Annotated in this window: 23 protein-coding genes; 6 read left to right on the top strand and 17 right to left on the bottom strand. The window is 44.8% G+C overall.

The genetic code is table 11. The annotated features are described in order from the left end of the window. Positions 1–62 precede the first annotated feature (62 nt). The 3 genes from AC50YO_RS12550 to AC50YO_RS12540 all read right to left on the bottom strand — a co-directional run bounded on the left by AC50YO_RS12550 (position 63) and on the right by AC50YO_RS12540 (position 3,130). Positions 63–1,685: an ABC transporter substrate-binding protein gene (locus tag AC50YO_RS12550; protein ID WP_494847260.1), complete on the bottom strand. Its 1,623-nt coding sequence runs from the start codon at positions 1,683–1,685 to the stop codon at positions 63–65. A gap of 124 nt (positions 1,686–1,809) precedes the next feature. Next, the gene (locus AC50YO_RS12545; protein WP_494847258.1) at positions 1,810–2,811 is read right to left on the bottom strand and encodes an ABC transporter substrate-binding protein; all 1,002 of its coding nucleotides are present in this window, start codon (positions 2,809–2,811) and stop codon (positions 1,810–1,812) included. Positions 2,812–2,935: 124 nt separating this feature from the next. Next, positions 2,936–3,130: a DUF2188 domain-containing protein gene (locus AC50YO_RS12540; protein WP_494847257.1), complete on the bottom strand. Its 195-nt coding sequence runs from the start codon at positions 3,128–3,130 to the stop codon at positions 2,936–2,938. Positions 3,131–3,490: 360 nt separating this feature from the next. Between AC50YO_RS12540 and AC50YO_RS12535 the strand changes: the two genes are divergently transcribed. Further along, positions 3,491–4,816: a hypothetical protein gene (locus tag AC50YO_RS12535; protein WP_494847253.1), complete on the top strand. Its 1,326-nt coding sequence runs from the start codon at positions 3,491–3,493 to the stop codon at positions 4,814–4,816. A 138-nt stretch (positions 4,817–4,954) separates the two neighbouring features. After that, positions 4,955–5,614, top strand: a complete 660-nt coding sequence (locus AC50YO_RS12530) for a hypothetical protein (RefSeq protein ID WP_494847250.1) — start codon at positions 4,955–4,957, stop codon at positions 5,612–5,614. A gap of 182 nt (positions 5,615–5,796) precedes the next feature. On the opposite strand, the gene AC50YO_RS12525 is transcribed toward AC50YO_RS12530, so the two are convergent. Continuing rightward, complete coding sequence (locus AC50YO_RS12525; protein WP_494847248.1) at positions 5,797–7,245, bottom strand: sensor histidine kinase; 1,449 nt, start codon at positions 7,243–7,245, stop codon at positions 5,797–5,799. Then, a complete protein-coding gene (locus tag AC50YO_RS12520) occupies positions 7,226–7,924 on the bottom strand; it encodes a response regulator transcription factor (protein ID WP_494847247.1) in 699 nt (232 codons plus the stop codon). Before AC50YO_RS12520 ends, AC50YO_RS12525 begins: the two co-directional genes overlap by 20 nt. A 176-nt stretch (positions 7,925–8,100) precedes the next feature. On the opposite strand from AC50YO_RS12520, the gene AC50YO_RS12515 reads away from it, so the two are divergent. After that, positions 8,101–8,859, top strand: a complete 759-nt coding sequence (locus AC50YO_RS12515) for an ABC transporter ATP-binding protein (protein WP_494847245.1) — start codon at positions 8,101–8,103, stop codon at positions 8,857–8,859. Further along, the gene (locus AC50YO_RS12510; protein WP_494847244.1) at positions 8,856–11,432 is read left to right on the top strand and encodes an ABC transporter permease; all 2,577 of its coding nucleotides are present in this window, start codon (positions 8,856–8,858) and stop codon (positions 11,430–11,432) included. The genes AC50YO_RS12515 and AC50YO_RS12510 overlap by 4 nt, the downstream gene beginning before the upstream one ends. Positions 11,433–11,445: 13 nt before the next feature. On the opposite strand, the gene AC50YO_RS12505 is transcribed toward AC50YO_RS12510, so the two are convergent. The 11 genes from AC50YO_RS12505 to AC50YO_RS12455 form a co-directional block, all read right to left on the bottom strand. After that, entirely contained in the window at positions 11,446–11,862 is a 417-nt protein-coding gene (locus tag AC50YO_RS12505; RefSeq protein WP_494847561.1) for a vitamin K epoxide reductase family protein, read from the bottom strand. 98 nt (positions 11,863–11,960) lie between these two features. Further along, the gene (locus AC50YO_RS12500) at positions 11,961–12,140 is read right to left on the bottom strand and encodes a hypothetical protein (RefSeq protein WP_494847243.1); all 180 of its coding nucleotides are present in this window, start codon (positions 12,138–12,140) and stop codon (positions 11,961–11,963) included. A 198-nt stretch (positions 12,141–12,338) separates the two neighbouring features. Further along, the gene (locus AC50YO_RS12495) at positions 12,339–12,527 is read right to left on the bottom strand and encodes a hypothetical protein (protein WP_494847241.1); all 189 of its coding nucleotides are present in this window, start codon (positions 12,525–12,527) and stop codon (positions 12,339–12,341) included. Between the two features lie 70 nt (positions 12,528–12,597). Continuing rightward, a complete protein-coding gene (locus AC50YO_RS12490) occupies positions 12,598–13,281 on the bottom strand; it encodes a DsbA family protein (RefSeq protein WP_494847239.1) in 684 nt (227 codons plus the stop codon). After that, positions 13,281–13,586, bottom strand: a complete 306-nt coding sequence (locus tag AC50YO_RS12485; RefSeq protein ID WP_494847237.1) for a hypothetical protein — start codon at positions 13,584–13,586, stop codon at positions 13,281–13,283. The genes AC50YO_RS12490 and AC50YO_RS12485 overlap by 1 nt, the downstream gene beginning before the upstream one ends. Before the next feature lie 15 nt (positions 13,587–13,601). After that, on the bottom strand, positions 13,602–15,389 hold the full coding sequence (locus AC50YO_RS12480; protein ID WP_494847236.1) for an ABC transporter ATP-binding protein: 1,788 nt from the start codon (positions 15,387–15,389) through the stop codon (positions 13,602–13,604). After that, complete coding sequence (locus tag AC50YO_RS12475; RefSeq protein ID WP_494847234.1) at positions 15,374–15,814, bottom strand: MauE/DoxX family redox-associated membrane protein; 441 nt, start codon at positions 15,812–15,814, stop codon at positions 15,374–15,376. Before AC50YO_RS12475 ends, AC50YO_RS12480 begins: the two co-directional genes overlap by 16 nt. A 9-nt stretch (positions 15,815–15,823) precedes the next feature. Then, the gene (locus AC50YO_RS12470) at positions 15,824–16,288 is read right to left on the bottom strand and encodes a hypothetical protein (RefSeq protein ID WP_494847233.1); all 465 of its coding nucleotides are present in this window, start codon (positions 16,286–16,288) and stop codon (positions 15,824–15,826) included. Beyond that, positions 16,285–18,117, bottom strand: a complete 1,833-nt coding sequence (locus AC50YO_RS12465; protein ID WP_494847232.1) for an asparagine synthetase B family protein — start codon at positions 18,115–18,117, stop codon at positions 16,285–16,287. Before AC50YO_RS12465 ends, AC50YO_RS12470 begins: the two co-directional genes overlap by 4 nt. Beyond that, complete coding sequence (locus tag AC50YO_RS12460; RefSeq protein WP_494847231.1) at positions 18,114–18,572, bottom strand: lasso peptide biosynthesis B2 protein; 459 nt, start codon at positions 18,570–18,572, stop codon at positions 18,114–18,116. The genes AC50YO_RS12465 and AC50YO_RS12460 overlap by 4 nt, the downstream gene beginning before the upstream one ends. Beyond that, positions 18,569–18,853, bottom strand: a complete 285-nt coding sequence (locus AC50YO_RS12455) for a PqqD family protein (protein ID WP_494847228.1) — start codon at positions 18,851–18,853, stop codon at positions 18,569–18,571. Before AC50YO_RS12455 ends, AC50YO_RS12460 begins: the two co-directional genes overlap by 4 nt. A 282-nt stretch (positions 18,854–19,135) precedes the next feature. Between AC50YO_RS12455 and AC50YO_RS12450 the strand changes: the two genes are divergently transcribed. Then, positions 19,136–19,876, top strand: a complete 741-nt coding sequence (locus AC50YO_RS12450) for a LytR/AlgR family response regulator transcription factor (protein WP_494847227.1) — start codon at positions 19,136–19,138, stop codon at positions 19,874–19,876. A gap of 248 nt (positions 19,877–20,124) precedes the next feature. Next, entirely contained in the window at positions 20,125–20,457 is a 333-nt protein-coding gene (locus AC50YO_RS12445) for a DeoR family transcriptional regulator (protein ID WP_494847225.1), read from the top strand. A gap of 81 nt (positions 20,458–20,538) precedes the next feature. Here the strand turns inward: AC50YO_RS12445 and AC50YO_RS12440 are convergent, their stop codons facing one another. Beyond that, on the bottom strand, positions 20,539–21,294 hold the full coding sequence (locus tag AC50YO_RS12440; protein WP_494847224.1) for a YheC/YheD family protein: 756 nt from the start codon (positions 21,292–21,294) through the stop codon (positions 20,539–20,541). Positions 21,295–21,493: the final 199 nt, after the last annotated feature.

Raw genomic sequence — 21,493 nt, 5'->3', positions numbered from 1 at the left:
GCAACAGCTCTAGCTGTCGCTCCGAAATTAACGATATCATTGACGTTCATGCATGATGATTTCTATGAACTATGCTGTAACAGACCGGGCAGCATACTCAGCAGCTTGCTAATCGTATTAGCGTCATAACAGTTCCACGTAATCTCATCTATTAGATAAACCAGCCCGTTGCGCACCGCGGGAAGACTCTGCCAAGCTGCACTCCTGATTGTCTCTTCCATTGCTCTTCGCGATACGGGGCTGCTTGGAAGCAGCATGAATAAGCGGTCCCCTGCGTACTCATGAACCATCTCCAGCGTAATCTCCATATAGGCCTTCTCTTCACTCAGCATATCCTGCACGGCCTGTGTCGGACGGAAACCGCATGGATGATAAAGAACAGATGTTAGGCCAATATTGCCCATTGCAAAAAAACGCTTGCCCCGATGATGGACGAATACCGTTGCCGTCTCCCCGGGTCGAATATAAGGCTGAAGCTGCTGCCACATTCGATCAGTATTGCTGTTATGATGGTTAAGCCAGTGCTGGGCTTCCTGCTCCTTTCCAAGCCATTCCCCTAACATTAATAACCTCTCCTCAAGCGAGCCGAATGAGTTATAGGTCAGTGTCGGAGCGATTTGAGAAATTTGCGCATACTGCCTTTCATCTTCCCTATCAAAAATAATGAGATCCGGCTTGAGCGAGGAAGCTCGGTCTTTATCAAATGGACGCCCACCTCCCCATAGGTCGCCTCCAATAGGCTGAATACCCAAAGTCAGCAAATCATCTATTGTATTTCCATAAAAGATAATGCGGGCAGGCTTCGCGGGAATTGCGACCTTATGGCCAGCCCAATCGGTTACGCTGACTCTCTGTCTCATAGCTAGACCATATTGTCTGGGAGACATCCCCGTCATTTGGCGGAATCGGCGATTGAAGTAATATTCATCCGTAAAGCCTACCCGCTCGGCAATATAACGTAAAGATTCATTCGATTGAAGCAGCCAATCCTTCGATTGCTTTATTCGAAGCTCAGTCAAATAATCAAGCGGCCTTTTTCCTGTCAGCTCCTTAAAAATCGCAGAGTATTGCCCGTTAGGCAATCCTGCAATTTGTGAAAGGAGCCCTACAGTTATTTTGTCCGTATAATGATCCTGCAAATATTGAATCGTACGTTCCACAGCTTGAATGGAGCTCGGCTTTCTCTCAGATATCATATTATGCTCCAATACAAAGCCTATCAGCTTCAAGAAGCGGAGATTATGCTGGAATGATTCAATACCATCCTGATCTTCTCTACTCCCATACAATTGATCAGCCATATCCATTAGCTGGGACGATGGATAGACACGCAGCCCGTTCCTATCCGGAAACAAATCATCCTTATACCATTCCGGAGCAGTAGAGGATTGGCTGACACGAGTAATCAGGAACGTTATTCGATAATAGTCGATGCTTTGATTGACATCACTCTTGATCTGATAGGCTTCGCCAGGGATACACAGAAAAGCGCTGGGCGCCGAGAAAGCCATTTCATTATTGTTCTTATCTATTGTGCCAGAGCCGCTCTTCCCTATGAGGAGCGTATATGCTTCTATTTGTTCCTCTTCTGGCACGGTATCTGAATCGCAAGTTAACAGCTCTATATCCAACAAATGAAAGGACAGAAACCGCAAATGCACTGGTGATACAGGTGGAAAGTGCATGCCGAACCTCCTATTCCATGTGATAATGATTATCATTTACGTTATTATATATGAAAAAAAGAAGCTTATCAACCGTGGCTGATAAGCTTCTTTAATCTTATATACGCTAAGATGGCGCGACCAACTATTTAATCAAAGCTTTCGGAAGCTCCTGAATCATCCATTCTCTCGAAAGGGCATCGCTGCCTGCTTTTAGAATATCAAACTCATACACATAGCCATTCTTAACAGCAGGAAGGTTATTCCATACTTTACTCTTCATTAGCTCATTCGTAGATTCCTGAGCCGCAGGGTCTACCGGATTTAAGATGAAAATACGATCGCCTGCGTATTCTTCCATCAACTCAGCAGAAATCTCTACGAACCCTACCTGTTGATCAATAAGCCCCTGAATCTTATCTCCAGGCTTGAAGCCCTGTTCCTCATACAAGAACTGTGGAAGACCCGCACCCGCCATAACGAACAAGCGATTGCCCGGATACATTGTGAAGACAGTAGCCGTCTCATTATCCTTTATCCCATTCTCATGAAGCATCGTCCACATTTTCTCTACATCCGCTTCATGCTTGGTCAGCCATGCCTCTGCCTCATCCTTCTTGCCCAGCATGTCGCCCAGCGTACGCATTCTATCTTGTAGAGACGCGAAGGAATCAAACGTTACTGTCGGTGCGACCTTGGAGATCTTGTCGTACTGAGCAGCATCGCTATTCGAGAAAATGATCAGGTCAGGCTGAAGGGATAATGTTTTCTCCAGACTTATAGGAAAGCCAACATCCTCTGAAGAAGCCAGCTTGTCATCATATACAGTACCGCCATCAGCCGATTTGATCACACCTACTGGTGTTACGCCAAGCGCCAGCACGTCTCCCGTTACCTCGCCATGATAGATAACACGCTGTGGCTGAACAGGTATTTCCACCTCATGGCCTGTCCAGTCAGTGAATACGCGTGTTGTCTTCGCCGGCTCCTGCGGTTCAGCAGAAGCGGTCGGTGATGCAGATGATTCCGCATGATTAGCGGGAGTTTGATCGCCCGAATTGCTCGTATTGTTGCCGCATGCTATTAATAAAGCTCCCATAAGCGCAATAACAGCCAAAAGCATGCTTGCCTTCCTTGCTTGTACCATTCTATTATCCTCCAATTCATTTCTCGGTGTTGTGATAATGTTTATCATTATCACTTAGAATGGTAAGCAATTTTCTCTCGCGGATCAATGGACAAAATAAAATAGCGTTATCTTTTTGTACAAATCATACTGATTTTTTTCTTATTTGCTTATCCCTATTCTCTCCCCATTCCTTCGCTTGCGCCGTTGCAATCGCAATTGCCCTGCCTTCCTCATAACCATCCTCCAACAACGCATTGGCAATCTCGATCGCTTTATTGCGAATTGGCGCCATAAAGTTTTTGAGAGAATCCGGGTAATCCTCCTTTGTCCATGGCATAACGCAGCCCTCCTTGTAATACTTTTTTGTTCTACCCTGTCTTTATTATTAGTAGATGTCTGCTATAACGATTGCGTAGCTATTTTCTAATAAAGCTTCACTATTAATTCACCTAAAGCTGTTGTTGCTAAACAGCTGCTAGATTCTAATGTCTAGGCAGTTTCAAATTTAAAAATAACAAAAACAGACTTGACTGGTAATTTATAAAATGGTAATATACTGGAAACTATTGAATAAATTTGAAAATATTAGAGTCATGATAGATAAAGGAGGTGAGAAACTTAAATAGCTACGTTTAAGTGAAATAATTGCTCACTTGTAATCATTCTAAGTAATATTAAAATATGAGGAGTTGAATACATGAAAAAGTTTTTAATTGGGAATTTGGTATCTGTAATGCTGTTATTGCTTTTAATCTCACCTGTATACGCAGAAAATGATTCTTCACTTATTGAGGGACAGCTAATTGAGAAAAAAAATTCAAGTGCTTTTTTTAATACTAAACAAGCCAGAAGCAATAATGAAAAAGTAACAATAAAAATAGAAAGTCAGCATATAATGGATGCAAAGGCTAATTTGAAAGGAGAAGTAAACTACAGTTCAGGTAAACAGGTAGCCTTCAATCTTGAAGGAGAATTATTTAATAGCCAAACCCAAAAGAAGGGGTATAACACTTATGTCGGGAAATTGGTAGATACAACCGATCAGTTTGAAGTATTGTACTTTTCCATTAAGGATGATAATAAAACATATAAATATGCATTAAATGAAGATTTATCTTCAGAAAGAATTTTTCAAATATACCTTTTGGATAAAGAAAATAATGTACTGTTATTTGAAGAAGAATTGAGTAAATTACAACCTGCTAATCTAGATAACATTACAGAAACAGCACAACCTCACAATGATTTCTTATGGTTTACTAAAATTATTGAACCAACCGAAGTTGGTCAAGAGCCTTACATTGATATTCAGCCAATGTCCAATAACCCCGTCTATAAATCAACAGATGTTACTTATCGGATTACTTATGCTTATGGGGATAAGTATAAAGAAAATATCCGTGGTGAAATTTATGGAAATATCATTGATGTCGGTACTGCTTCAACATCTCTAGCATATACAAAGTTGCAATTAGTAGAAAGCACATATATTAATGATGTATTTTTTAACAACACTTCAAATTTTCAAATCCATAATGGAGCAGTTTCCAATCGGGATCTTTATGGTAAAATAGCTCTTGGATATAATACTACGGTAAATACTACCAAATGGACAGGGACATATACTAAATATGGAATTAGTGGGGCTGCAGCTTTCAACCTAGGTGCTGGTATTGCTGGCAAATTACTCAGTGCAAGTCTTACCTACTCTTTCACATTGCAAGATACGAAATCAGAGAACTTAACTAGTGTTAGCTATTATATGAACCAAAATAATAATCAGTATTCAAAAACCGGTATGATGAAAGTTGCGAAAACAGATAAGGTTTATTTGGAGGACAACGGGGATTATTTCAACCTAGAAGCTGTAATCTCTACAATTGATTCCTCTCTTACAAAAAAATATTCTACTACAGTTCTATTTGGTTGGACTTTTGATGTCTACTATTACTCTGAGTCAACTGCATCAGCTAGCTATACCGATTTCGGACCAAGCGATACTTATTTGGTTAATGTTTCATAGTTTACATTATGAGGGACAAGATAATAATATCTTGTCCCTTTCCATCACCGCTACAAATCATTTACCCCTCATACTTAACAACCATCAATAAATCTTCACCTTAATATAGAAATCATATTAATAGGAGGCTGAAGCCGTATGCATTTAAAATTGAAAGCTTCTTTGTCGCTTCTGGTAATAATACTTTTGACAGCTATCATCTATGCTGTAATTCTTGTTCAGGAAAACAGGGCATTAAGCTCGATTCTTTCAAAAGAACTGCTTGTCACAACGAATGAGCTAGAAACTTGTACTTCCGTAAGTGATTCTCTTCTAGAAAAGACGATACAGAACAAGAAACTCTCTATTGGAGACGGTAATCAATTAGGATACTGCTTCCTGACAACAAGTAAAGCCATTGCTAAATATCATGAAGTGACCATCCCTATTAAAAAAATAAAAATATCTGATCAAAATCGAATGGATGCTTTGATGTATACGTTGAGTAATTATATCAATCAGCAATATTTGAAGCAGCCTATTGGCAATTTTGTTTTGTTAGATAACAAAGAGACGATTGCTCTTGATGCAAAGGACATTACGCGCTTAAAGGATATGCAGAAAATTGTAAAAAAAATAAATGAAATTATTGTCGCACATATTTCTTCAAGCTCTAACGAGGCCTCTTACAACCAGTTTAAAGAAAAGTATCATCATTCATTTGTTAAAAAGGATTATTTAAAGAACATCGTAAAAGATTTGGAGGAGTATGGATTAGAACTCCCTAGTAATTATGTTACGATTCTTATGAATCCTTAGTTTGAGATATAATGAAAAAATAAGCCAGTTACAATAGGCCCTGATCTTTATACCAGGTATATTGTAACTGGCTTATTCCGTCTTGTTTTTTCTAATCGGTAAAACAATTCACACTCTATATTCATCGTTATTCAGGTCCTTTGAAGCAGCTTCTTGATCACAATATCCATTACGCCCTCCTTTTAGCTGTCCGCATAACCATTATCCAATCGGATGACTCCCGTAAATACAGCTCCGCCATCAGCTCCATTCTCAACCGTTAACGTTCCGCCATGCAATTCGAATACCTTGGAGGCAATGGATAATCCAAGTCCAATTCCGCCTGTCTGGCGATTCCGCGATTGATCCCCTCGATATAAAGGCAGGAAGATATGAGGAATATCCTTTGGAGCGATTCCCGGACCGCTGTCCCCAACTATAATGCTCACCGCATCTTCTTGCTGGCGAACATCGACTCGAATCATTCCTTTCGCTGGCGTGTAGCGGATGGCATTGCTAAGTAAATTCCCGATTGCTCTGTTAAGCAAATGGCTATCTCCCCATATTGGAATTGAACCTGACGGAAGACCGACAGTCATTTGGAGCTCCTTGGCAGCCGCGCTAACCTCAAAGTCCTTCACGATATGATCTATAAATACGGTCAGATCAAAGCTTTCTTTGTTCACACGCTCCTCGAACAGATCCAATTTCGTATAGGCATACAGCTCACTGATCAGCGTCTCCAACGCATTCGCTTTACGCTCGCATACTTCTACATATTGCTTCACCTTCTCTGGCGAGTCTGCCACTCCAGTACGGATCCCCTCCAAATAACCGCGTATGGAGAACAACGGCGTTCGCAGATCATGGACGATAGAGCCTATAAACCGCTTGCGGTTTTCCTCCAGCACATGCAATTGCTTCAAGGAAGCATTCAATTCCATACCCATTCGCTCAAAGGACCCCGATACCTTCTGAATCTCCCTCACATGGGAACGAGGCAGATGAACATCCAATCGTCCCTCCGCAACTTGTCTGGCAGCATCTTCAAGAAGGGAGAGCGGACGTATGAGCAAACGACTAATCACAAGGCTTGAGATTATCATCGTTATGGCTAAAGAGATTATCCAGATTAGAGCACGTCCCCAGTCCCGCTTCACCAAATGCCCCTCTCGGTGCTCCGGAGCATTTGGTGCTCCCATACATACGGAGGCGGTTCCTGCTGGCCGTCCCAGCCTTTCGCTTGGTACGATACGCAGCTCCTCACAGGGCCATACCGTATACAGACTGTTAGAATTGCTCCTGTTTGATGGGGAATATGGCATTCCCTCTGGTTCAATTGCAGACGATCCCGCTCCCCCGTATGTAAAAACCAATCGCCCTTCCGCATCAAATAGCGTGATCTTCCCTCCCAGCTTCGAAGCCTGCTGCTCAAGCTCGCTCTGCCATAGGGGATTGCTCCATTGCTCCATATTGTCTACAATCATTGCCTTCACTTGCTCATACTGCATATTATCTCTGCCGGAGAGCTGCTTGTCAGACGACCACCTTTGGATCATGACGGCGGTGCCAATCTGGCTCAGGAGGATGAACAGCGCCAGTATAATCAGCCACAGCTTAATAGAGCCGCGACTAAGAAGGTTTATATTCAAATTTATAACCCACTCCCCATACCGTATGAATCCACTGCGGCTCAGACGGATTAGGCTCCAGCTTCTCTCGCAGCCTGGCAACGACGACTCTTACAGAATGGGGATCAAATAACTGGTCGCCCCATACTTTCTCGTACACATGCTCGTGTGAGAAGACCTGTCTCGGATGCTCTACAAACAGCTGCAATAAATTAAATTCCAATGGCGTTAGAGAGAGCGGCCGACCGCCGATACTCACTTCCCTAGTCGAAATATTAACAACCAACTCTCCATTGCGATAGACAGTGGAGTTGGCACCATTCGCCAAGGCATTCGTCAGGCTGCTTCGCCGCAATACCGCTTTTATCCGCGCAACAATCTCTCCTGGCGTCGCTGATTTCACAATAAAGTCGTCCGCACCAATTTGGAGTCCGCGAATTTTGTCGGTATCCTCCTGTACTGCTGTCAAAAATAATAAGGGGACATCACTTGTCTCCCTAATCTTCTTGCATACCGCAAACCCGTTCATCCCCGGCATCATAAGATCCAGCAGCACACAATCGACCTCATGCGAGGCGAATAGCGCCAAGGCCTCTTCTCCACTGGAAGCGAGCAATAGTTGGAAGGAATCCGCCTCGAGAAAGTCCCGCATTAACTCCATAATCTCACGTTCATCATCCACGAGCAGTATCGTTTTCATTCCATCGATCCCCTTGCCCTGAAATAGTTACCTTATTGTACCAAATATTAAAAAGACTCACAGCGTTTATCACAAAAATTTGATATTTGAATGATAAGAATGAGAGGCGCTGATGATCTTCATTTGAAAGCTTGCTGTTAGTCTAATAGAAATTGAAGATAGAAAGGAAGATCCTTATGAACCCTATTCTAATTGCAAAATCCTTATCCAAAAAATACGGCACCGGAGATACGACTGTCCATGCGCTTGATCAGGTCGACCTGACTGTTCAGGCTGGCGAATTTGTTGCTGTGATGGGTACGAGCGGCTCCGGAAAATCCACCTTGCTGAATATGCTGTCAGGACTAGATACCCCTACGTCAGGAGAAGTGCTGCTTGAAGGAACTCCATTGAAGGGGGCAACTGAAGCGGAGCTGACTCGAATCCGCGGCGAACGAATCGGCTTTGTGTTTCAATTCTTCAATCTGATTCCCGTTCTTACCGCTGTGGAGAATGTCTGTGTTCCCCTGCTGCTCTCCCACAACTATAATGACTCCGTCAAGGCCACAGCATTGCAGCTGCTGGATACGCTTGGAATTGGCCATCTAGCGGACACAAGGCCTTCTTCTATGTCTGGAGGCCAGCAGCAGCGTGTGGCTATTGCACGGGCGCTAATTAGTGCTCCCAAAATTATTTTGGCAGATGAGCCGACGGGAAGCCTTGATTCCAAGACGAGTAAAGAGATTCTTACGATTATGCGCAGGTTCTGTGATGAGAAGAATCATTCTATGGTTATGGTCACACATGACGCCAGAGTGGCCTCGTATGCCCATCGGATTCTATTCATGGAGGATGGCAGAGTGCGGGATGAAATGGATATGAGCCAATTCGCTGCCTTGCCTCCACAGCAGCTCATCTGGGAAATTACCAAGCGGGTCGAGGAGGCGTATGCATGAGTATAACTGTACTTGCCTGGCGGTTCTTCTCCTCGCGTAAAGGCCGTGCCTTTTTCTCAACGCTTGGCGTAGCTCTTGGCATTATGCTGCTGGTCATTGGCCAGCTGTTTATTCAAACGATTGAGCGATCCAATGATGCGAGCATCCAGCAGAAATATGGGAATTATGACATGCTCGCTGGTTATAGAGACGAGGCCAATATATGGGATGCTGCAGCTATAGGCAAGCTCGCAGAGATGAAGGATATCGCACAGGTCTCACCCATACTTTATCCTTATATAGGAGAGAAGGCTTCACACCGCGAGCTCCTAGGATTCCCTATGTATGTTGGCATTAGCGATGATAGCCTTGGAAGAGAGCATTCTTTCATGAAATTGGGCGAAGGAAAGCTTCCCAATAAAGACGAGGTTGTGCTCTCCGTAAGTTATATGAAATCCAACAAGCTTTCCCTTGGTGATCAGATCGAACTCCCCTTTCCTCCTGGAGGCAAGCGCACCGTTACGATATCTGGCATCTTCCCGCAGAGCGAGAGCTTTGATCAGATCGCCTTATTTCAATATGACTGGCTTGCTTCCGTCACAGGAAATGCTGATAAAGCGACCGTCCTTATGCTCCAACTATCGACTGAAGCCTCCAAAGGCGAAATTGCTGATCAATTGAAGCGCCTGTATCCCGAATTAACCATTGATACGCGAAGCGAGATGGCACAAGAGCGCAATAATATTGGAGGATTGAAGCCCTTCGTCCAAGGCTTAACCATTGCTTCTTTTATAGGCAGCGCACTTATTGTAGTCAGCACTTTGCAAATGGCGGTGAAAGAACGGCAGCGCGAGCTGGCTACGCTTCGCCTTCTAGGCGCACGCCCGCGCCAATTATCTTTCATCGTGCTGCTTGAATCTTTCATGATTGGCATACTTGCTTCATTAGTCGGAATCGGTCTGGGCATTGGCGTATCCTTGCTCTCAAAGAACATGATCGGCCAGCTCATGGATTACCCCATACTTGCACTGGCTATTCCTTGGGGCACATTGGCCCTATATGCCGCAGGCTGCCTATTATTCATTCTGGCCGTAGGTCTTATACCAGCACGAGCAGCAGGGAAGCTGCCTCCTATCGCGGCCTTCCGGCAGGACCAACTGGCGGTCGACAATAAAACATCGCGCACCGCCCTGCTCTCTGTCACTCTCTTGTTCGTTGCCATTCTGCTGTCAGCCTCCCAGGTTTTCTTCCAATGGGGCCCAACGTGGATGCTGCTCCTGACAGGCATGCTATTCATTATTTCTTTATTTTTCAGCTTGCCGCTTGTACTTCGCGCCGTTGTAGGGGCGTTAAGCCGGCTGGTAAAGCCATTATTGAAAGCAGATGGCGTTATTGCTGGGCAGAACGCTTTGAATCAATCCCGCAGGAGCATACAAATAGCAAGTATTATGATGTTGGCTGGAATCATTGCTATCAGCGGCTACATGCTGTTCGAGTCCATTCAGCGGCAGGCTCAAGAAGATATTCAGAACAAATACCCTGCAGACTATATTCTTCAAGCAGCCGATAAAGTACTGGAGCCTGGATTTTCAACTGAGCTGTATGAAAGAATAAGCCGTTTAGACGGCGTTCAAGCCTTTCCAGTCTCCACAGCACTATTCGGTCTTACCCTTAATATGAATTCATCTTATCTGGAAGAATGGGACGGTCAAGTATTTACGGTTAATGGCACCAAGCAAATTCCTATCGACTTAAAAGCCGTCGATATCGAGCAGATCAAAGAACTGGGAGATTTCCGGCTACTGGAGGGGAGTGCGGACACAGCGGCCTTGCAAAACAATGGTGTTATTATTACAGAGGGGATGAAACGGCTAGGGTACGCAGTCGGAGGAGAAATACAAATCGGCCGATTTGATGAAATTATGCAGGACAATTCAACCGGCCATACCTTTACAATTGTAGGCGTAGTGGATCAGCTCCCAATTGACCCGGGCGGCGAATTCAAAGTCTATACAGATGTATCGTCGATGACCGCGCATTATGGAATCGACACCTACAAACAAATTTTATTCAACATTCCACTTACCGCAAATCAAGATAGTGTTAACAATGAGATTAGCCAATGGCTGAGTGAACCCGAATATGCCAATGTCATTCTCTATGATCGCCAGAAAGAGCTGGCCGCCATGTATCTGCAAGGTCAACAGCGATTATGGATCTTATTTGGCACCGTCATTCTCATGACGTTAGTCTCCTTAGTCGGGCTTATGAACAATATGGCAGGCAGCATGCGCGAGCGTAATAGTGAATTCGCTGTTCTTCGCGCTATGGGCGGCCTGCCACGGCAAATTATACGACTTGCTCTGCTTGAAGGCATAATGATTACTTGTGCTGGCGGCGCAGTCGGAATTATCGCCGGTCTCGCCTTCGGTTACCATGCACTGGCGGGTCTCGAAGCACAGATCTATTCGTTCCCGTTGCTGATTACGCTTATTGCTGTAGCGGTGAGTCCTATAATAGGCTTGCTTGCGGCTCTATCGCCGGCGATGTGGGTATCACGCGTTCACTTAATTCGAAGTCTATATCGGGAGTAATGAGACCGATCCATTAGGAACTAATACGATTGCTCATACGCAGCTCAGCTCTTCGCCGCCATACTTCCAAGGTTGCACTTATAAATAGTAATGTAATGGCGGCGAAGGATATCGTGCACCATAGGCATACGCTTTGAATAACGAAAATGGAGGTACCGACCAAATAGATGGAGAATAAAAATCCAACTGCCGTTGTTCCCCATAATAATAAGGGCTGGAATGAATATTTCGACGGCATTAAACATAGGTTGAGGATAACGATGTACCCGATAAAACCAAATAAGGCGACGGGAATACCAACAATCTCCGAATAGGTGCTTTGATTAACAATATCGCAGCCATTATCGGGGCAGATCATTATCGCTCCGTTGGCCCAATTATTCACTAATAAATAAGCAGATACCAGTAATCCGCCTAATGATGACAACACTCTTAACAAGCTTGCTTCCCCCTAACGTAACAGGTAAAATAAAAGAAAAGCTTGCCGCAAGCCTGACACTTGCGACAAACTTCTATGTTAGAACTAAACTAGCACTTGCTGCCGTTCAAGGTTGTGCAGATGCAATACCAACCATTCGTATAAACCCAACGATTCTGTCTATCGGAATCGTCAGCTGTCCAGCCTTCGAGGCCCCAGCCTCCACAACCTTGAACCACTTCACTTGCTTTACCAAATTCAACAACAGATGGAGATGTATAGTTTTTCATTGTACTTCCTCCTCTATTCTTATTGATAAATTTATTATTCCTGCAGTCTACCCGCTTCAGATTCGCAATGTGTCTGATGCTTCCACCCTCATAACAGATGAAATCATTACGCTAAAGCTTGACGACTGCAACCCTTGCCTATTCAGCAATCCTAGCCTTTCACACTTTCCCTCTCAAAAGAAGTGTGGAAGGTTTTTTCTAGCAGTCTCTGCCGTTTAAGCTTGTACAGATGCACATCCAGCCATTCGTGCTTGTATAGAGCCATTTGTATTCAGAGTCGGAATCGTCAAACGACCAGCCCTCTGTTCCCCAGCCTCCACAGCCTTGAATCATTGCACTTGCCTTGCCAAATTCAACAATAGACGGATTTGCATATACTTTTTTCATCGTTAATTAGCTCCCTTCAATTTTCAGATTATTTATTAGTAAAGCTGACCATAGTGGACAGCATCAGACACTAATTCGGGTTGGAATCCGCTAACGTAAGCTGCTCTTCAATATGGGCCATTAGTTTTTGCAAGGACGGTGTCCCGTTAATCTGAAGATTGCCTATAATAAGAACTGGCGTTCCGGGAAAATCAAGCTGCTTAAATTCCTTTTGCGTCTGCTTAATGTTGTCCCGAAGCTCAGAATCGTCAAAATCAATTCGATATTGCTCCATATTCAATTTCAATTGCTCCGCATATTTTTCGAATACTTGCTTATAATCAGAAGCCCGACTCCACTCCTTGCTATTCTCGTAGAGTAGCTTGTACATGCCGCGGAAGGCGTTCTGCCGTGCCGCAGCCTGAGCAGCGAGGGAGGCCTCATAGGCATTCTTATGTCCTTTTGCAGGAACGTCTTTGAATATGAATTGGATCATCCCGGTATTGACATACCTCTCGAAAAATTGCATGTCCTCCATCTCTTCATATAGCAGCTGACAAGCTCCGCAGCCATAATCCGAATATTCTACTATAGTCAGCTTTGCGTTCCCGCTTCCTACTGTCGTCCCTGTGTCTCTACGAACAAGCGACACATCGGACAAGGTGCGTACGCTTTGAACAGGCTCACTTGATACCTGGAAGGCAAATTGGTAGAACAGAGCAGCAACTACACATACCGTACTCAACCAAAAGACAGTGCGGCGAATCGCATTCATTATACAATCACCTTCTGCTTGCGCCTTGTGATCAATAATGCGACCAGCAGCACGAGACTAAGCAGTAATGAGGTAGCTGCAATCTGAGCATAGAAGGAGCCCTCGCCAGAAGAACCGCTTGAGCTCTCCGTAATCTCTGGCGGCATCTCTGCTCCAAGAGAGGCCGGAGGCGCAATGGACTGGCTTTGCTCAACAATACTATGAATTTGCCTAATCGCCTCATTCTTCTCACGTACAAATAAGGTGAGAAACACGACGAAAGACAGCAGGCTTATGATTACCGCTATGGATAACACTCGCTTCATATTTCCCCTCCCCTTTCAGCCCATTTGAGCTTGCAATAAATCTTCGCTAACAGCTGAAGAACGATACAAACGAGCGAATAGACCGTCCTTGGCGAGCAGCTCCTGCTCTGTCCCTAGCTCTACCAGCCTGCCTCTATCCATAACCATCGTACGGCTGCATCCTTCTAATGCTGCAATTCGGTGCGTAATCACAATGACCGTCCGATCCTGTGAGAGACGCTTTATCGCTTGATGAACATAGGCTTCGGATTGGGTATCAAGTGCAGAGGTCGCTTCATCCAGAATAAGAATAGGCGGGTTTTGCAGCAACACACGGGCAATAGCAATCCGCTGCTTCTCCCCGCCAGAGAACTTGTAGCCTCTCTCTCCAACCATGGTGTCATACCCCTCCGGAAGAGCGCAGATTTTATCATGGATGAAGGCACTTTTTGCCGCTGCGATCAATTCTTCCTCGCTTGCATCAGGCTTGGCCAGAAGAATGTTCTCACGAATAGTCGTATGGAACAAATAGATGTCTTGAGACACCAGGCCAACATACGAGGGAATATCATCAGGATGGATATCACTAATATTTACGCCGTCAATGCTGACAGTGCCGTTCGTTGGCTCCACCAGTTTCGTCAGCAGATAGGCAATGGTTGTTTTGCCGGAGCCGCTGTAGCCAACGATCGCGAATCTCTCATGCGGTTCAATAGAAAACGAGACATTCTGGAGAACGGGATCCTGAATCGAATAGGAGTAAGATACCTGCTCGAAGGATACACGGCCTCTCACTGGGCTAATCGTAACGGGCTTATCAGGTATCGGTGAATCGACTCCTTCATCTAGATAAGCCATCAGACGTTCGAAGTTCACCTTGACGGATTGCATGATCATGCCAATTCTTCCGATCCCCTGCAAAGGATTAAACAGGGCACTGATATAAGAAGAGAAGGCGACCGCTGTCCCCGCAGTGATCGATATGGCGCCGCCAGGCTTGCCGAACCAATAGATAAAGATCGGTGCGCAGGCCGTGCCCAAGGTAAAAACCATATTGAATATGCCGCCCAAATAGGCTTGAGACATCGTCAGCTTGCGGATCGTTTCAATTAATCCTGTGAACATCTCATTAACTTTATTTTTCCGTCCATGCAGTTTATTGAGCATAATGCCATTCACGCTTAAATGCTCGCCAATGAATGTATTCAAATCGGCAGTGTTCTCTATAAGCTTCTTGCTTATTCGATAAGTAAACCGTCCGATTAGGGGAAGCGGCACGAATAGCAAAGGCGTAAGCAGCAGAATGAGTCCTGCCAGCTTCCAGTTCAGAACAAACATCATCGTAATGGTTACAATAAGGCCGAGGCTGCTCTGAAAGCTGTATATAATCGGCTTGATGGCGCTTTCCCCGATCATATTCGCTTCCGTCGTGAGCCTTGACATCACCTCACCTTGTTTGCGGTCTGTGAAGAAGCGGAGAGACTGCTTCTGCAGCTTATCAAACAGCTTGGAGCGGATCGTATGAATATTCCAGCTGCTGTAAGAAGCAATCAGAAGGTCTTGCACGGTATGCAAGAATACTTGCAGTAAAGAAATGGCCAGCAGGAAAAAAAGCAACGTCGAGAATGAAAAGCGGCTTGTATCCGCGAAGCCATTATCTATAATCTCAGCGATAACCAATGGTGTACATGGGGCAAGAGCAGCCTGGAGAAGCATACTGCCCACTATCGCCGGAAGCTTCCAGCGCTGTTTCCCTGTTAGTGATAGTGCTCTTTTCCAAGAAAATTTACTGACCGGCTCGCTGCCTATCATCCTATTATCCATCCTCCTTCAGCAGCCTTCGGAAAGATAAAGTACAACATGAGCACAGCAGCGAAGGAAAGATTGAAGGCCAGCTTGCCAGCCGTCACTTTCTCCGGACCATGCATCCCGAAGCAGCCGCAGCCAAACGGCAATACTTGATTATAGCGAGCTATCATACAAAGGCTGAACACAAGCTGAAGCAGTAAACCAATCGCAGCCGCACCCTGTACGAACAGCTGGAGGATGAGCATGACGCCAATTGTGCATTCAAGCGGTCCTATAAGGACAGCAGAGCTTGCTGCCAGTCGACCGTTGATGCCCAATCTGTAGCTCTCAAGCACGCGGGCGAAGGCATGGGGATTTTTCAGCTTTCCCATACTACTTTTCACGTAAAGAAATCCGGCACCAACGCCAATCACATTGCCCACAATATTTATCGCTTCCATAGCTCTCTCCTAAGAAACATTCTTCAACGCCGTAACCTCGCGGAGGAATTGCTCGATTTCCTTCAGATCTGGGCGGTCTCCTGCGAAGACCAGCTTCTTCTCCGCGAATTCACCCTCGTAATAGATGAGAGTCGGTATTGAGCTGACCTGATAGTTTTGCAAATACGGACAGATCGGACAAATACCCTTTTGCTGATCAAACTGCTCTGCAGCATTCGCAATCATCCATGGCATTTGCCCTTTTTCCAGCAGATGAATGATTAGCGGCAGTTGGGCAATCGTACGTGCACACGTATATTCGTCTATTAATAAAAGAAATCCGCGCGAGTGCTTGGCTAGCAGCTCCGGCAGCTCGTTAATCGGAGTGACAGCGGTATGCAGCATACTTCTCGTATGCTTTTGCTTCTTCCACGTTAACCTGATCAATAAGAAAAAGAAGAAGGCTGTCGCTGTCGCTGCTATATACATATTCAATTCACAGCCCCCTTCGCCATATGTTCTCTGAGCCAAAGCTCCAACAGCAGTGCTGTGAAATAGTCCATTCCTCTGCTCATTTCTCCTTGGCGATAACGCTGAATCTGATCTTGGAACTGACTGCCGTCAAGCAGGCCAAGCTCTTCAAGAACAGGACGCTTAAGCAGAGGGTAAATCTGCTGCCAGCCTTGCTTAAGCCCCTCGAATATCATCTGATGGGTGGCTGCTTTTCCCTGCTGGGAAAGGATACCGTCCGGCACAATCCCCTTCATGCTTCGCCTGAGCAGCACCTTTGTTTGAGCTTGCTTAATTTTCTGTTCCACAGGAATATTGAATAGAAACTGGACAAGGCGAGCATCCAGGAAAGGATATGCCATCTCTATGCCATAAGAACGGGCAACATCCTGTGCAAAGCCGAAGCCTTGCGAGCGTTGAATGTATTGATACTGCATACGAAGCCCGGGATTGCGTATCGCATTCTCATTGTCGAACCGCTCCTGCGCTTCCTTATGCATCATCGGATTCAATACTGTAGCCTCTTCATGCTTTCCTTTGAGAGCTCCTACCGCATACTCTTTAATTGTCCATAACAGCGGATCATTGTATGCTTTGGCTAATTTGCGCGATTCCTGCAGTAGTCGCAATAGCCTGCCTGTTTTTAAATAATCAGAAATGTAATAAGGGCTAAATCCGAATACCTGATCTCCGCCATAACCGCTAAAGAGCAGCTTAGATCCATGCTGGCTAGCCCTTGCGAATGTCGAAGCCAGCAGCGCATATGACATTTGATTCCTGTTAGGCTCATCCGTATTTGGCGAATAATGAGGAAAGCCCTTCAACATCCAATAGTCGTCGCTGATGACGAACTCGGCATTTGTCTCCTGATATTGATCAAGAATTAATTGAATATACGGTCTCTCATCCGCAGCAGTATCGTGTTCAAATACACAAGAGATTGGAACAATGGAGCGGTCGGAGCAATACTGCTTGGCCACTCCATAAATAGAGGTTGAGTCAAGCCCTCCACTCATAGAGACCGTTATGGGGCTCTCGCTGCTCCCTCTTGCCCTGTCTTTGACAGCTGTAGAGAAAAGAGAACGAAACTGCTCCACATAATCCGTGTCCTGCTTGTACCGAATCGGCTCATACTTCAGCTCCCAATACTTCGTTATTTTAACGACTCCCAAGACTACCGTCATATACGCACCTTTCGGCAGGCGCTTCACTTCCGGATATGGCGTGTCCTCCTCGGGAGGAACGCCCTTCCGATATAAAAAATCAGTCAAATAGCTCATATTGAAGCGCTGAATCCCATCTGTACGATGAATATCCCTTATACGTGAGGCAATATAAATAACCGATCCATCCACTTTATAAAATAACGGCCTCAGCCCCATCGGATCCCGCGCGCATAATAGGGTAGAGCGCAATTCATCCCACAGGACGAAAGCAAAATCCCCGACAAGATGCTCTACACATGAGGTGCCCCATTTGAGATAAGCCAGTTTTATTAATTGCTCATCTGTTAGCAGAGCGCCCTCGGCATACTCCACCAGTGTCATAAGCTCCTGCCTATTATCAAGCCGGCAATCCGCCACAATCTGAAGCGAAGCTATCGCTCTCGGCTCATTTCTCGAAATTCTGGACAAATAGCTGTCCATCGTTTCTCTGTCTGTAGACTGAGACACTTTCGCCAGCGCAATCGAATGACCATGCCAGGTTGTCTCAAGGCCTACAGCAAGGCTCCCGCTTTGCCTCCAGGACTCCTTCCAATAATCAACGCCAACATCCTGTGCCTCCTGATTGTAAATCGCGCAGATCATGCTCATTTGGCGACTTCCCCTTTAGTATCCGAGTAACGGAGTTTTCCAGTATGGAGCTGTACCGTTAAATCTTTCACGACATCGGGATGATCGTTGATAACGTTCCCATTATATTCAAGCCAAGCATGCGCCATAAAAGGCTTCTTCATAACGCCAACAACCAGATCAATAGGCAGCCCTCTTTGTAAAAAGAGATGGTAGCCTGCAAGCGAACGATGCAAACATCGGGCTTGTCCTAGAAAATGAAAGCAGACTCTCTCGATAATCTGTCCTGTTCGCTGAACGAACAAGACCTCTTGCTGGGATAAAGGACGAATATCCGGCACACTTGACTTGCTGTCGTAATACCGCTCATAGACCAGCTTAATGCCTTCTGATTTGAGCTCCCGATCCAAGCGGCGGACTAGCCTGTATATGCGCAAATACCACACCCATGAAGTGCATTTCGTTAGCAGTGTCATCGGATCTCGATCACTCCTTTAGAGGATAGTGACGCTAAGAAGGTTTGCAAATCCTCCTCGACCGTTAGATCATCAACTTGATATTTCGACTGAATCTCGTCTTTAATAGCAAGGATGCTTTTACCTTCCGTTAAGCGTTTCCAGATGAGAATGCCAACTTCATCGAGGCCATAATACATATCTTGGCTCAGTGACAACAGCAACGCCTCACCGTCTACTTCCGTTAACACAATTCCATCGCGAATTTGAATGGTTAGTGATGCAAGACTATATGGATTCATCCTTATCACCTTTTTGTTTTTTACCATTACAACATCCGAATCAGGGATTAGCTACAAAACTGGAACGAAAGGACAAAAAAAACAGACGAATGGAAAGATATCGCGGATTAAAAACAGGGGATTATAATAAGACGACTAAATTACAAATTAATTACATAATTGACTTTATTTGCATGTGTGTTAAAATGACGGGGTAATCTACTTAATGAAATATAGAGAGAGGGGAGTGTTACAGCTCCAGGTTCCTAAAGGATAGGGAAATTTGATATCGAGGAGAGATTTATGAATCTATCAGCGCTTATTATTGAACATGAGACCGAAGTCATAGCTGCATTATCCGAGCTGTTGCACCTAAGCGGAATTCCGATTGTAGGAACTCCATCTAATGTACTAGAGGCGCAATCCTACATTCCTACTTACAATCCCGACATCGTTTTTCTTGGAACTAATCATCTTGACTCGAACAGTCTACTATTAGTAGAACAGATCATCTACAATAATCCAGCAGCCGCTGTCATATTAATAACGAATCATGATCAACTTGCCCTACGGGCCTTTGAAATCGGGGTTCTGGATTATATCGTCCGGCCGATCTGCTTGAATCGACTGCAGAAGTGTATTTGCAGGGTGAAATCACATTTGTACAGCCAATACAAGAACATTCCTCAGCTGCCTTTTCTCGCAGTTAAGAATCAAAGGGGCTACGATCTTATTGATCAGAATACGATACTCTATATCGCTTCTGAGTCCAGATCGACGTATTTATATCATCTAGTTGCCAACAAAATCAAAATATCATCTACGCTGGAAACGCTGAAATCACTTGAGCATAGATTAAATCCCGAAGTATTTATTCGAACTCATCGCAGCTATATCATTAACTTACAGCATATCAATCGAATTGAAGCCTCTGGACAAACCTTTTTAATCTATTTCAAGCACGGCTCACACATGGCTCAATTAAGCAAAAACTACACCAACAGCTTCTATGAACGTCTCAACATAAGTAATCGTGTCTTATAATTATAACCTGCTACCTATTCGAATAGGAGGGGCTGCAGCCCCCCGACCTCCCTCCCCCCCAGTTATAGCCGCCATCCCAATTTCAGGATACTTTGAATCCAAAATTGCCTCATATAAAATATCGGATAATCCATTCGTCAACTTCCAAGCCGTATGATCGGATGAAATAATAAGTTCTACCTGATGTACCTACTCCATACACTTGATAATGCAGCAGAAAAAAGAGTTGCAAATGGAGGGATACTGTAATGACTGTACAGACAAGAGAATTAGTGGCCAGCATTCGATCGGAAAAGGCACCATTAAGTGGCCAGAAAAATCGTTCGAGCGGAAATTTCAGCACAGAGGTGCTCCCTGCTGGGACAAAAAGATTATTGTGGGAAGTAGAAGGCGGCGGCGTAGATCCTTATGACATCACATTCAATGTAATGAGAGATGTATCAGCAGGAACTGATCCTGTTGAATTACAAGGTGTCATTAGTGGCAATGCCTCCAGGGTCGTATCAGCAAGATCCCTATATATTGCCAATCCAAGCGGTGCTCAAGCTTCCTTCATCGTGAATGTGTATGCTATCGTTTAACAATACTTACTGAACATAATGGCAAAGGCCAACTGTCGCCTTGACAGTTGGCCTTTGTTATTTGCTTGGATAGGTATAAATCTATTTTTTCCTTCCATATTGCTTGGCATAGGACATAATGCGGTAATACATGCTTTTGTCCTTCAGATGCTTCAGCGGATAGAACTGCGGTCTTGTATTCACCTCAAGAATCCACGTATTCCCCTTATTGTCCAGTGCTACATCGAGTCCCAGCTCCCGAAAACCATTGCTATGCCTATCAAATATCCGTCCCACAGATTCGCCTAGCCTCTTCAGCTCTGCTTCCTTCCGTTCAATGCTGCCCTGACTGAAGCCTGCTCTAGATAAGGTATTCCGGAAATATCCGAGCTTGCCGCCTTGATGGTAGTTGGTTGTGACCTTCCCCGGCTTTCCTATTTTGGTGAAGAGCGCTGTACTCTTCCACACCCCATTGTTTGGCTTTTGAACCATGACACGAATGTCAAAGGAACTCCCATTCACAGCGGCGAGCTTGATGCCTTTCTGCAGCAAATAAGAGCGCTGCTTCGCGCGTTTTTTCAACTGCTCATAGAGGACATCCAGCGTTGAACAATGGTTTTTCGTTGCGTTATGTTGGATTTGATAACCGTTGCTTAGATTTTTGATCCGTATAATATTAAAGCCGCCCGTGCCACCGGTAGGCTTGAAATAGACCGTTGAATATTGAGAGACCAAAGTTCCAAGATTGCTTCGGCTAAAGGGCAACGTTTTCGGGACGTAAGATCGTGAGCTTGCACTGCTAAGCAGCCACTTCGTTTTTACCCATTTACTCTTAATCGTAGTACTTCGATAACTCATAATGTACAATTCCCCCCTCCCTCTTAAGATATGAAGGGGTGATAAAGTCTGCCCGTGCTCCTGTCCAGTACCTTTACCCAAAATTATTATCATTGTAGTTATTTTCATAATATATATAATATGGATATGTGACTGGAACCTAAGACCAGAAGCTCTATCATTTGTAAACTGGCATTCTATCACAATTATGATTATGGGA

Source organism: Paenibacillus sp. J22P59 (genome assembly GCF_059383895.1).
The sequence above is the reverse complement of the archived record's forward strand: the minus strand, read 5'-3'. Positions and strand labels throughout refer to the sequence as shown.